Origin of the sequence: Mucilaginibacter limnophilus, assembly GCF_004005815.1 — a bacterium.
Lineage (GTDB): Bacteria > Bacteroidota > Bacteroidia > Sphingobacteriales > Sphingobacteriaceae > Mucilaginibacter > Mucilaginibacter limnophilus.
In genome coordinates this window covers 130114-142786 of record NZ_SACK01000008.1, presented here as the reverse complement: position 1 = coordinate 142786, position 12673 = coordinate 130114, and the positions used below count along the sequence as shown (strand labels likewise).

The window sequence follows — 12673 nt, the reverse complement described above, 5'->3', positions numbered from 1 at the left end:
TGGCATACGGCAATTGATCAGCATCTTAATACCGCAAAACTCCTGTATAACGAACAAGCGGTGATGGTGGTGGAGAGCCTCTTAATGTAAGTGATGCGAAGGCTGCGTATCGGTCTGCCTGGAGTAACTACTTCCAGGTGATGACGGTCTTGATGTCATCGGAAGACCTAAAATCGAGTGCTTTCTCAAAATTGTCAAAATGAATTCTTGTCGTAATCAATTCATCCACAAGGTTTCCCCACCTGTTCTTTGCACGCTCCAGGTCTTTGATTCCCATTTCAAAATGCAGGGTGCTGGCATTGACGCTACCAAGAATGATCTGGTTTTTCAAGACCATTTGCGCCATTGTATCCGATCCGGGAATACAAACCGGCTTCCCTTCACCCGGGATGCCGGTCATGACATAAACGCCGTTAATGCCCAGTGCATCGATCAGATCAAAGCCTAGTTGCGGTACCCCGGCTGCCTCGAAAATAAAATCTACCTGTCCAAGCCGGTCATCTAAATCCGTTATCGCAACTTTCTTAGCGTTGAGGTAACTGCCACCAAGCCGTTTAAGAATGGATGGCCGCCTGGAGTCCTCTTCAACAATATCGACCCCGGTTACCTCAGCGCCTCTTAACCGAAGCGCAAGCGCAGCAAGCAGTCCAATTGCGCCGATTCCCGCCACAATCACTTTTTTGCCGGCCATCCACTCCTCGTCTGCAATTTTGCCAAGACGAGCCAGCTGGATCTTTATAGCTTCATCGATTGCTTTTTGGGCTACGGACATCGGCTCCGCCAAAACCCCGATGCTGCTGGCCGATTCGGGTACTTTGATCACATATTGGGCATCATCAACGACAAACTCCGTTTCAAATCCATGCCTGCTCTTGATCCCTCTTTCGGTGTAATCTCCTGTATAACATAAGTCACTCCGCCGATTTAGACAAGCCTCACACTTCCCGCAACCCCTGCGAACCGTAAAAACCGCGAAATCCCCCGGACGAACTGCTGAAACTTCAGATCCGGTTTCGATAACCCTACCCAGCATTTCATGGCCGATAACGAGGTGACCGGAACCTTGAGGCGCATTTGCCCGCCCGCCTGTCACTTCTTCCCGGTCAGTTCCACAGATGCCGACCTCCAAAACCTGTAGTTTTACCTGAGTAGGAGACTTGATTTCCGGCTCCTGAAATTCGATAAGTTCTGCGCCCGGGGCGCCTGGTGTAATTGCTATGGCTTTCATACGTACGGTATTAGCTGTTTAAATAAATTCTTCTTTGCCCGCAGCCCGATGTGGTTGGTGTACTTGTTTGTTTCGCCGGTCATCCAACTGCTTATCCAGGTTCAGTGCTGCGCTGATCAGACCAAGATGGGTAAAGGCCTGCGGAAAATTCCCTAAATGCTCACCCTGCAGTCCAAGCATCTCTGCATATAAGCCTACGTGGTTGGCATAGCCAAGCATTTTTTCAAAATACAAACGAGCTTTGGAAAGTTCACCGGCAGCCGATAAACACTCTACGTACCAGAAGGTGCACATGGAAAACGTTCCTTCGCCACCTTTTAACCCGTCAAAGCCCTCCTCCTGACGATAGCGGTAAACTAAAAAGTCGGAAACGAGATCCTGCTCGATCTTATGCAATGTAGACAGCCATTGCGGATCCTTTGGGCTGATAAAGCGCACCATAGGCATAAGTAGAGTAGCAGCGTCAACCGTTTTTGCTCCCTTGTATTGTACAAAAGCCTGCAATTCTTCGTCCCAGAAATCGCTGTGAATCGATTCAAAAATGTGATCTCTTTCACTAACCCACTGTTCTGGTAACGGATATGAGTGTCTTTCCGCGATCTTTATACCCCTGTCCAGCGCCACCCAGCACATCATCCGCGAGTACAGGAATTCCTTCTTTCCGCCTCTCACTTCCCATATCCCTTCGTCCTTTCGATGCCAGTTGTTGCATACCCAATCCACATGCCTGGACAGGTCTGTCCAAAATTTATACGCGATGGGTTCAACATTTTTGTCATACATATACACAGAATCCAGGAGTTCGCCGTAGATATCCAATTGTACCTGGGTATAGGCGCCGTTACCTATCCTCACCGGCGAGAGCCCTTATAGCCTTCCAGGTGATCCAGCTTGATCTCGGTAAGTTCCTTCCTTCCGTCAAGGGCGTACATCAGACTAATATATTCGTTACTTTTTGATATCTCCCGGCATTGCTTTTCTATCCAGTAATAAACTCCCTGGCTTCTCTTCTGTAACCCAGCTTGAGCAGGGTATATACGGTAAAGGAAGCATCCCTGATCCAGGTGTAGCGATAATCCCAGTTCCGCTCACCGCCGATTTCCTCCGGTAAGCCAAACGTGGGTGAGGCTACAATGGATCCATATTGATAAGAGGTCATCAGTTTAAGGCAAAGCGCAGATCGGTTCACGGTTTCCCTCCACCGGCCATGGTAGTTTGATTTCTCAACCCATGATTTCCAATACGCCATGGTGTCGAAAAGGCTTTGTGTAGTAAAGTCTTCCAGATTGTCTGTAGCAGCACTCGAGCAGTCAATGTGCTCCAGTAAAAAGTCCGCTTTCTGGCCCTTGCCGAGCGTAAAAGTGGCTACGGCATCATCGCCAGACAAAGTCATTGGCACGGTACTTTTTAGCCTGACGGAAATGCCTTCATCTTCAGCAGTATTGAAAATAATTTCAAATGGTCCTTCTTGCCTGGCTTTGTGCGGTGTCCGGGCATAGTCAAATCGGGGACAACAAGTCATTTGGAAGGTAAAGGCGCCCTGAATGCATGTTACCCGTCTGACGAGTTCTTTGCCGCCGTACATTTCTTCTACCGGCATGAAGTCGGTCAGTTCGGCAACGCCGTCAGGTGAGAGGAACCGGGTGATGAGGACGTTCGTGTCAGGTATATAAAGCTGTTTGTGCTTGGTACCCGTCGATTCGGGAGATAAACTGAATGATCCCCCCTTGCGATCGTCCAGTAACGCGGCAAATAAAGTCGGAGAATCGAAATCAGGAAAGCACATGAAATCGATCGAGCCGTTCTGACCGACGAGGGCAACTGTATTGAGGTCTCCAATTATGGCATAATTTTCTATAGGCTGATAACTCATAGGCATAAATTCGCTGTTGACAGCGGTGTAGAAGCTTTTCCGGCGATCAGGCCGCCATTTTACGGCATTCTTCCGCACAGGATTTGCAAATACGTGCACATTCCTGGCAGTGCTCGGTCTGGTGCTTCCCGCATTCGTTTCCGCAGGCTTCGCATATTTCAGCGCAAATGGCACATACCTCTTTAGCCTGAGGACTTCCAAGGCTCATAAGCTGCGCGGCGGCATAACAGATCGCGGAACATTGCATGTCCAATTCGATGCAACCGGCCATCATTTGTACATTATCTTCTTTTGTGCAGGAACTTGCACAGTGATTGCAAACTGCAGCGCATTGCAGGCAAGCGTCAATGCAGGTTTTCCATTCATGATATCCCATAGTTGTACTATTTTTCTCTAAAAAAGTAACGCCTTAAAACAGACAATGTTTCCCAAAAAGAAATTTAGCTAACAAATGGTTAATTGGTCACGGAAAAAGGGAGACCCATTTTTATCGGCATCGCTATTCAGAGAATCTATCCAAAGTATGGAGGCTAGGCATGGACTGCTTCGATTCCTGCTTTAACGAAAAAACAGTCAGGCATATTCAATACCGGGATGGCAAAGACGATGAGCGGGAGAAAGGAAAAATATCTACCTCAAAAAATCAACGGGCAGACAATTGCTTACCGGCATGTCGAAGCAGGAGGGTTCCCGCGGTTCCCGCAATTAACGACGCGATCAAAATACCGTATTTCGCCTGCTCCACCATTTTTGAATCACTGAAAGCCAATGAGGAAACAAATAAGGACATGGTAAAGCCGATACCCGCCAAAGCTGAAATGCCGACAATGTGGCGCCAGGTGGCACGCTCGGGCAGTTCAGCAAATTTTGATTTGACAAGTAGCCAGGTAAATAATAATACACCAGTGAACTTGCCGATTACCAAACCCACGGTCACACCAATGCTAACAGGGTTGGCCAGATTTTTTAAAAAGTCACTTTCGATAATGATACCAGAATTGGCCAGGGCGAAAACCGGCATGATAACAAAGGCTACCCAGGGATGCAGGGCCGATTCGATTTTTTGAAGTGGTGTCTGGGCTGCGATGCTCAGACCCTTGATGTGTTCGATGATCTCATGTTGCTTCGGTGTGGTCAGGATGCTACAGTTGGGTATCTCCTGTTCGAATTCTTCGGAAAGCTCACGTAATCTTAAAGAATAGCGCTTCTCATCAATTTTCCTGCGCGCAGGAATGGTAAATGCTACGAGCACTCCTGCTATCGTGGCATGAACGCCCGAAAGCAAAAACCCAATCCACACGCCGAACCCTATAATGAGATAAAATGCGGTATGTCTTACGCCGATAGCATTACCGATGACCAGTACCAACAGGAAAATGCCACCGATCATAAGGGGTGTGAATTGAAGCTGGGCACTATAAAACATAGCAATGACCAGCACCGCACCAAGGTCATCGGCTACAGCGAGGGCGGAAAGAAAGACTTTGACCGAAGTTGGAATCTGCTTCCCGGCCATTGATAATAAGGCCAGCGCAAATGCAATATCAGTCGCCATGGGTATTCCCCAGCCATGTGCACCTTCTTTTCCATAATTGACCAGGCTGTAGATCGCTGCCGGCACCAGCATGCCGCCAAGTGCAGCAGCCATCGGCAATGCCGCCCTCTTTACGGACGATAGTTCACCGGCTATGAATTCGCGTTTGAGCTCAAGGCCGATCACAAAAAAGAAAATAGCCATCAGGCCATCGTTTATCCACAAATGCAGCGGGTGCCGCAATACATTGTCATCGAACCCTATACCAAACTCGATTTCCCATAAATGGTGATAAGCATCTTTAAATGGGGAATTCACCCAAATGATGGCCAGCAGCACGCCAATAAACAGCACGATTCCACTGGTATATTCCAGGTGGATGAACTTGCTGACAGGTTTGATGATGTGGTCTATTGGGGATTTTTTCATATTCAGCAAATAGCAAAGGTATTAAACGCAGGTCATGTTAATCATCAAGGCGTATTTATTGTACTACCAGCCTGATGTTTGTTTTGTATCTCACCCGCAGCCATTCCTCCAGTTTAGCCCGGTCTGCCGGCCGGATGGCTGAACGGAAATCGGCCAATGCCACGTTCAGGGTATCAGCTTTTCCATTGCTCGATGTGTAAAGCACCATGGAATTGATGCCAAATGAGCGTATGGCGGGGTAAAGCACTTTCAATTCCGCTAACACGTTACTATCTGCGACTGCCGGTGCTGCAGGATTGACTTTGATCGTATCTGTGCTTTGCTGCCGGCTGAATACATCTTCCAGGATGCTGGCTTTGATCTGGGAAAAGTCGATCTCCTGCTTGGCGTTAAGACCCTGTCGGATGTTCAGCTTAACCCCCTGTAATTTGTAATCGTTGAGATGCAGGCGTAAGGAGTCCAGCTCCTGCCGGCTGAGTTCATTGCCGATCAAAAGCAGGTCGATCTCTTTATTGTTCTGGCCGTATTTATACGACTTTGACACCACCTGAGTGTTCTGAAAGTGGAACCGCTCATCTACAAATTTTCTGGCATTGGTTTCGAAAATGCTCTTATCCACAATACGATAAGCCATCACGACACTGGGAATAATGGTGATCAGTACTACGATCACCATATAACGGGTAACTTTTTTTTCAATTCCCGGGTCTTCGAAATGCTTCCGGTGCATTTTTATGTAGCGGGCCATCAGGAACGTGGCGATCGCGATAAAGACGCTGTTAATAAAATAAAGGTACAAGGCCCCCAAGGCATACATCCAGTTACCTGTGGCCAAACCAAAGCCGGTGGTACATAGGGGTGGCATCAGCGCCGTGGCAATGGCCACTCCCGGGATAACATTGCTACGCTGGTTCCGGGAGGCGGCGACCATACCGGCCAGCCCGCCAAAAAAGGCGATGAAAACGTCCCAGATGGATGGCGAGGTGCGCGCCAGCAATTCCGACTGGGCTTCATGTAGCGGCGTAATATAAAAATATATTGTTGAGGTCAGGATGCTGAAAAGTGTCGCCACCAGGAGGTTTTTACCGCCCTTCTTAACCAGTTCCAGATCGTTGATACCAATGCCGAGCCCAATGCCCATCACCGGCCCCATGATGGGCGATATCAGCATCGCACCGATGATGACTGCAGTGGAATTGACGTTCAGGCCGATAGATGCGATAAAAATAGCAAATATCAACGCCCAAAGATTAGCGCCCTTGAAATCAACATTCTTTTTAATAGCATCAATGATAACCGGCTCCTCAGCCTTATCCTCCAGCAGGCTGAAACGGTGTTCTATAAAATGCTTTACCGCTTTCGTAATTTCTCCCATAGTTTCTTTTTATGTCTTTAGCCGTGCCGCCAGTTTACCAATGGTCAATCCCTGTACCAGAATAGAAAAGACAACGATCACATACGTAATCAGGACGAATTCATCCCGATACATATCATTGCTTAAGGAGAGTGCCAACGCCACAGAAATGCCTCCGCGTAGTCCTCCCCATGTTAATATGGTTACCGCATGCGGCTCAAACTTAACCCTGGACCGTAACAGGCTCACCGGCAGGACAACGGACAAGAACCGCGCCAGCAGAACAATCAGGATGGCTATTCCTCCTATGATGAGTATCGTCGGATTTATTTTGATGACCAACACTTCAAAACCGATCAGCAGGAAAAGAATAGCATTCAATATCTCATCGATCAGTTCCCAGAATTTGCCCAAATAGTCGCGCGTCATATCAGACATGCCTTCGGATTTCGATTTGTTACCGGTAATAATCCCCGCAACCACCATCGCCAGCGGCCCCGAAACATGCAGGTGCCCTGCCGCATAGTAGCCACCCATAACAATAGCCAGGGTGATCAACACTTCGACTTTATATTCATCGATAGAGCGCAGCGCCAAAAAGCCGATATAACCAACTGCGGCACCAAACACCAGTCCGCCTACAGCCTCCTGTAAGAAGAGCTTGGATACATTAAGAAAAGAAATGTCCGAACCGCCTGAACGCGCGATTTCTGCGAGTGTAATAAAGATCACCACAGCAACACCGTCATTAAATAGTGACTCCCCGGATATCTTAAGCTCCAGTGAACCCGGAATACGCGCTGCCTTTAACAAGCCAAGTACAGCTATAGGATCCGTCGGTGAGATCAGCGACCCAAAAAGCAAGCAATAAATAAACGGTATCTGAAGGCTAAACCAGCCGAATAGCAGCCACATCAGGGTGCCAACGATAAAAGTAGATAACAAAATGCCGACTGTCGCCAGTACGAGGACGGGCAATGCCTGCTCCCGCAGCTTCTGCGCGTCTATGTGAATTGCACCGGCAAAGAGCAAAAAACTTAGCATAAAGTTCATCAATACCTCCTGAAAGTCAATGGAAGAAACCAGTTGAACGGCTTTCTCCGACAACAGTGAATGCGAACTGCCCAGCGTCGCCAGCAAAAGGGAAGCGGCCAGTGACAAGATCATGATACCGATTGTCGGTGGCCACTTGATGTACCGGTGATTGATGTAAGCGAAAACAGCGGCCAGCACAATGGTAATGGTCAATATTTCGTTGATGTTCATTGCGTAGTTAGTTTGAAAGGACAATATAGGGCTTTGCCGCGAACAGTATAAAAAGAAAGGCGGCACATTGTGCCGCCGGAAATCAGCGTATGAGTAATCAATGTTAGCTATTCTTCCTGCTTGATGCGACCAGCACAACACCTCCTAAAAGCAATATTCCGCCAGCGTAAGGCGGCCAGTTTACGCTCTTCTCTTTATCAGCAGACACCTGAACTGGCCCTGCATCGATCACCTTTTCCTTTTTTGTGTAGGTAAAGCCGGTCCAAATAAGCATCGCGGCTCCTAAAACAATCATTATTATTCCAATTGTACTTTTCATAGTTTTATTTCTTTAAATGTTAGATTCATATTCTCTGGCAGCTTGCGTGGTCGCAGAAAGCCGCTGAAGCAGCTCCTGTAACAAATAAGGCGTCAGCAGATTATACGCTGCAATGGAGGCTTCGCTTCCTACCTTGATGGTGAAGGCATGTGGTTCTCCTCTTAGTTTCCGAAACATATCCTCGTCCGTCTGGTCATCCCCAGCCGATAAAATAAAATCATATTTGCCATCATCTAGTAGCATCGCTATGGCCATACCTTTATTAATCGCAGCCCCCTTCACCTCAATCACTTTGTGACCATTAAGTATGCTTAGTTCAGAGAGGTCGGCTTTTTCCTGCAAAGCCAGGTGCAACTGCTTCGCTTTTACCTCCGCCAAAGCCATGTCAGCGTTACGGTAGTGCCAGGCGATAGAAAAATCTTTCTGTTCAATGAAAGATCCGGGACATTGCTGTACAAATTTATTCATAACCGCAGCGATCTCGCTTAGTGCAGCTTTGATGCTGCCCAGTCCCGAAACCTGCCAGCTGCCACCATGATGGCGTATCTTAACACCGTGTTCCGCGATGAGGCCAAGAGGAAGATGGCCGAGCCAGTTCTCGAGTGAGCCGCTGTCGCGCCCCGACACGATATATACTTTGTTTGCCGGATCGGTGCTAAGTTCACGAAGTAGCTGTAATACTGTTTGTGATGGCATTGCCATCTGCGGATCTTTATAAAACGGAGAGAGGGTCCCATCGTAATCCAGCAGAATCAATCTGCTTTCCGCCAGCGAATAGGCTTGGAACATTTTTGCTTTCGCAAAATTGTCAAGTAACAAAGGCTCCTTTTTCATTTGCTCGCTGCTTATCCGCGCCAGTGCGGTAAAAAATTCCTTGGCCCAGGTCACCACATTGTATTCCTGTAGCCTTTTCTGCATAGCTGTCATGCGTCTTTCCTGCTCATCAGGAGTCATCTCCAAACCAATTTTGATCATTTTTGCGATTTCTTTGCGGTCATTCGGATTAATGAGCAGCGCTTCTGTCAGCTCGTTAGCTGCACCCGCCATTTCGCTAAGCACCAAAACGCCCTGTCGGTCTCGCCTGGAGGCGACAAACTCTTTGGCAACCAGGTTCATTCCGTCCCGCAGTGGTGTAATAAGTGCGAGATCACAAGCGGTGTACATACCCACTAATTCCTCAAAAGACAAATGACCATACTGATATATTACCGGCTGCCAGTTAATATTACCATACCGGCTGTTGAAGTTTCCGATATATTCATCGATCAGTTTCTTTCGCTCAGCATATTTGCTGATCGTATCCCGGGACGGAACGATCACCAATGCGAAGACAACCTTTTCCTTGTAATGTGGGTTTTGTACCAAAAACTCCCGGTAACCTTTTAAACGGTTAAACACGCCTTTCGAGTAGTCAAGCCGGTCAACTGAGAATATCAGCCGTTTATCTAGTTTGGAACGGAGGTACTCGGACCGCTTTGTAAGTACGCCGTGATCGCTGGAGGCTCCCTGGAATTTATTGTAATCAATCCCGATGGGGAAATCTCCAATTTGAATGTCACGACCGTCCCAGGATATGGTCCGGTGGTCAATCCTTGCTTTGATCACTTTCCGTACGGAAGTCAGAAAATGCTGAAGATAATCTTCCGTATGGAAACCGATGACATCAGCACCGAGCATTCCGCTAAGCAATTCGTGTTGCCATTCTCTGGGAATAACCCGGAACAATTCGTATGAAGGAAAAGGAATATGCAGGAAAAAACCGATGGTAAGTTGCGGGAACTTTTTTCTCAGCATTGCAGCCAGCGGCAGCAAATGGTAGTCATGTATCCAAACGGTGTCCTTAGGGTCTAAAATCCGTTCCAGTTCGCTAGCAAATTTCGCGTTTACCTTGAGATAGCCTTCAAAGTACGAAGGCTGATAGTCTGCAAACGAAGGAAAATAATGGAACAGGGGCCAAAGTACCGAATTCGAGAAACCGTTGTAATAGTGTTCATATAGCTTTGGCGGTACAAATACCGGTTTAAAATCGTACTCTGGTGGAGTCACTGATTCAGCTGACGCCCACACGCGTTCTGCGCATTCGGATACGCCAACCCAAATCTTCTTAGTGAATTGGTTGCTGTCTTCCAGACGCAGATAGGCGCTGATTGCGGATACCAGCCCCCCGGATGACTGCCGGTAAAAATTGCCTTCGGCGGTTTCTTCAACGGTAACGGGTAGCCGGTTGGCTATGATGAATAATTTAGACATTTTTCCTTTCTTTAAATCGTGTAGCAACGGGTGCATATGATCTCCGGTGGGAAGTTTTTGCCCATGCCGGATCAGCACCTTTAGTTAAAAAGTTGATGTATACCCTAATTTGTATTCGGGGGAGCTACGGTCAGAAAGGCGTTAGTCGGAAAAGCAATATATAGGCTGCCAAAGATGTAGGCAACTTACCCGAAAGCCGGTATCCCGGCATGACAGTCGAAAATGAAAGATGATGATAGTTGTCATTTTCCTCAACCGCTTTCCAGAAAATTTGCAGAAAGTGGTTTTGAGCACCAATATAGCGATAACGGTATTTGATTTTTTCCGTCTGTTTCTCTTCTTGCTGCTGAAACCCTCTTTGCGATTTCATCAGCCATAACAGCAGGCTGTGAGGAGCATGAAGCTGTTTTGACGTATATGGGGTGAAGTCCTGTTTGCTTTCAAACGGGTTGCTGCCGTGAAAGCAAACCATTGTGTTGATCAGCCAGGCAGTCGTCAGTAAAAAAAGTATTCTTCTCACGCCCATATTTTCAATATAGTCAAAATCTTTCAAATACGCAACTTTTTCGGACCCATAGCGAACGAAAAGCGTTCAGATCACAGGAAAATTAGCCTTCTTAATTTGTCATAATAAGCATATCTATTACATGATTAAACGGACACCACCAAGTTCAGACACATGATAAGGAAACTTGTTTCCCGGCGAACCAATGAACATGAAGTTTTTAGGAATGTTCCATTCTTTGGAAAGTTTGTCGATGATCTCAGGGCCGAACTCTCCATCGATCTCCACAAAATCAATATCGATATCCGGGTAGGCACGGTCCAGAACTTCTATGTCCTTCTTTAGATGCTCATTGTTGCTTTCCGGGTTGGCAATGTGAACGATCTTAAGTCGCTTGGTGCTCTCATTTTCTTCCACGTAAATCATCACCCGGTTCAGGATCGCAACGTTATCTCCCCTTGTGAAAAACACAAGTTCCTGCGAATTGATCTTAACAAGGGTCCTGTATGGCCGGATAGCACTAATGATGATTCTTCTTAGAGGCTTATTCATCAAATTGATGGCGTAAATGAGCCACCGGATGATCCTGCCGCGGTTCAACATTATTAATATAAACAATACCGCTGGTATCAAATATTGAATGAATACATAAAAGGAAGACAGGTTAAGCCGCATATTTCCAAGAAATGCGGCAATTATGAAACCGACAGCCAGCACGACCGATAAAACTGTTGCCCTTTCGGGCCGCGGCAATTTTTCCCGCTTGGCTTTTAAGAGCAGGTTGCCCAAGCCGAACAAGCCCATTACGGTCAAAAAGGAAAAAGTATAGACGCCGGCAAGACTTGCCAAGTCACCTTTTGTAACCAGGAGGATAGAAAGGCATAATATAAAAAATCCGATGACGATACGGTAATTGACACCTCTCCGATTTTTTGCCAAAAAGAAATTGGGTAGTATCCGATCGAGCGTCATTCGCTCGGCGAGCCCTGTTACGCCTACATAAGAGGTCAGCACCGCGCCGCTCAATACAAGTACTGCGTCCACAGATATCATATAACTGAGCCAGTGTCCACCGGCTCTTTGTCCCATAAAAGATAAGAGTGACTCCTGATGGTCGCCGATCTCAACCATCGGAAGTACCGCCAGGGCGAGCAGTGCTATAGTAGGATTAAAGAAACTGACCACTCCCCACATGTTACGAAGCGTTTTTGGAAATACGCCTGGCTTTTGCTCCTCAACAAAGTTGGCCGAACTTTCAAAACCTGAGATGCCTAGCATTGCAGCCGAAAAGCCGAGAAACAACGCGGTAATCACACTGCCGGAACTGACCGGCATTCGCCAGTTTGCCATGAATATCGCTGTCCCATGATGTAGCACATACCAGCCTCCGGCAAGTACAAGCAGGAACAGTGAGGTAATGTGCATGATGAAAATGATTACCGCAACAAATGCTGATTCTCCGATACCAATGATGGTCAGCATCATAAAGATCAGCAGCAGCAATATAGTTGCTGAAATAAGGGGAAGATTATGCGTAATGTCATGAAGATAGAACATCGCTTCATACGCTGAGATGACTGCTGTTGCCATATAGGATAAAATGGTCAGGCAGGCGGCAAATGAGGCGGTGCGTTTAGAGGCTGTGTTGAGCAGTACATTGTAAGCTCCACCGTTCAACGGCATGGCACCCACCACTTCTCCATAGATTTTTCTGAAAAGGAAGAGAACCGTGGCTACGATCAAAAGTGATATCCAGGCATACTGGCCCGCGTAGCTGATCGTAATAGCAGATACGTAAAGGCAAGAGGAGCTGATATCATTGCCGGATATAGCAGTTGCCTGAAGTTCATTTAATTTATGCAGTGTAACGTTTTTATCACTCATTATTTTGGCTGTGATCGGCTAATTATTTACA

Annotated in this window: 11 protein-coding genes; all 11 read right to left on the bottom strand. The window is 47.1% G+C overall.

The window, feature by feature from the left end; translation table 11 throughout:
• Window positions 1-127 precede the first annotated feature (127 nt).
• A complete protein-coding gene (locus EOD41_RS16660) occupies window positions 128-1228 on the bottom strand; it encodes a glucose 1-dehydrogenase (protein ID WP_127707006.1) in 1101 nt (366 codons plus the stop codon).
• Between the two features lie 18 nt (window positions 1229-1246).
• Window positions 1247-2047, bottom strand: a complete 801-nt coding sequence (locus EOD41_RS21175) for a glycoside hydrolase family 15 protein (RefSeq protein WP_205780578.1) — start codon at window positions 2045-2047, stop codon at window positions 1247-1249.
• Between the two features lie 160 nt (window positions 2048-2207).
• A complete protein-coding gene (locus tag EOD41_RS21170; RefSeq protein ID WP_205780577.1) occupies window positions 2208-3101 on the bottom strand; it encodes a glycoside hydrolase family 15 protein in 894 nt (297 codons plus the stop codon).
• 46 nt (window positions 3102-3147) lie between these two features.
• Complete coding sequence (locus EOD41_RS21085; protein ID WP_240663470.1) at window positions 3148-3309, bottom strand: four-helix bundle copper-binding protein; 162 nt, start codon at window positions 3307-3309, stop codon at window positions 3148-3150.
• A 435-nt stretch (window positions 3310-3744) separates the two neighbouring features.
• On the bottom strand, window positions 3745-5064 hold the full coding sequence (nhaA, locus tag EOD41_RS16645; protein WP_127707002.1) for a Na+/H+ antiporter NhaA: 1320 nt from the start codon (window positions 5062-5064) through the stop codon (window positions 3745-3747).
• A gap of 55 nt (window positions 5065-5119) precedes the next feature.
• Window positions 5120-6439 (bottom strand): TIGR00341 family protein, encoded by a 1320-nt coding sequence (locus EOD41_RS16640; RefSeq protein ID WP_127707000.1) that lies wholly within the window; start codon window positions 6437-6439, stop codon window positions 5120-5122.
• A gap of 9 nt (window positions 6440-6448) precedes the next feature.
• Window positions 6449-7684, bottom strand: a complete 1236-nt coding sequence (locus tag EOD41_RS16635) for a cation:proton antiporter (RefSeq protein ID WP_127706998.1) — start codon at window positions 7682-7684, stop codon at window positions 6449-6451.
• 103 nt (window positions 7685-7787) lie between these two features.
• Window positions 7788-8003 (bottom strand): YidH family protein, encoded by a 216-nt coding sequence (locus EOD41_RS16630; protein WP_127706996.1) that lies wholly within the window; start codon window positions 8001-8003, stop codon window positions 7788-7790.
• Window positions 8004-8015: 12 nt separating this feature from the next.
• The gene (locus EOD41_RS16625; protein WP_164849958.1) at window positions 8016-10253 is read right to left on the bottom strand and encodes a bifunctional alpha,alpha-trehalose-phosphate synthase (UDP-forming)/trehalose-phosphatase; all 2238 of its coding nucleotides are present in this window, start codon (window positions 10251-10253) and stop codon (window positions 8016-8018) included.
• Window positions 10254-10383: 130 nt separating this feature from the next.
• A complete protein-coding gene (locus tag EOD41_RS16620; RefSeq protein WP_127706992.1) occupies window positions 10384-10806 on the bottom strand; it encodes a hypothetical protein in 423 nt (140 codons plus the stop codon).
• A gap of 90 nt (window positions 10807-10896) precedes the next feature.
• On the bottom strand, window positions 10897-12642 hold the full coding sequence (locus EOD41_RS16615; RefSeq protein ID WP_127706990.1) for an APC family permease: 1746 nt from the start codon (window positions 12640-12642) through the stop codon (window positions 10897-10899).
• Between the last annotated feature and the right edge of the window lie 31 nt (window positions 12643-12673).

What these genes read in the sequence shown, in the direction of transcription:
- EOD41_RS16660 (WP_127707006.1), bottom strand. Translation starts at nt 1,228, where the DNA reads ATGAAAGCCATAGCAATTACACCAGGCGCCCCGGGCGCAGAACTTATC.
- EOD41_RS21170 (WP_205780577.1), bottom strand. Translation starts at nt 3,101, where the DNA reads ATGAGTTATCAGCCTATAGAAAATTATGCCATAATTGGAGACCTCAAT.
- EOD41_RS21085 (WP_240663470.1), bottom strand. Translation starts at nt 3,309, where the DNA reads ATGAGCCTTGGAAGTCCTCAGGCTAAAGAGGTATGTGCCATTTGCGCT.
- nhaA (WP_127707002.1), bottom strand. Translation starts at nt 5,064, where the DNA reads ATGAAAAAATCCCCAATAGACCACATCATCAAACCTGTCAGCAAGTTC.
- EOD41_RS16640 (WP_127707000.1), bottom strand. Translation starts at nt 6,439, where the DNA reads ATGGGAGAAATTACGAAAGCGGTAAAGCATTTTATAGAACACCGTTTC.
- EOD41_RS16635 (WP_127706998.1), bottom strand. Translation starts at nt 7,684, where the DNA reads ATGAACATCAACGAAATATTGACCATTACCATTGTGCTGGCCGCTGTT.
- EOD41_RS16630 (WP_127706996.1), bottom strand. Translation starts at nt 8,003, where the DNA reads ATGAAAAGTACAATTGGAATAATAATGATTGTTTTAGGAGCCGCGATG.
- EOD41_RS16625 (WP_164849958.1), bottom strand. Translation starts at nt 10,253, where the DNA reads ATGTCTAAATTATTCATCATAGCCAACCGGCTACCCGTTACCGTTGAA.
- EOD41_RS16615 (WP_127706990.1), bottom strand. Translation starts at nt 12,642, where the DNA reads ATGAGTGATAAAAACGTTACACTGCATAAATTAAATGAACTTCAGGCA.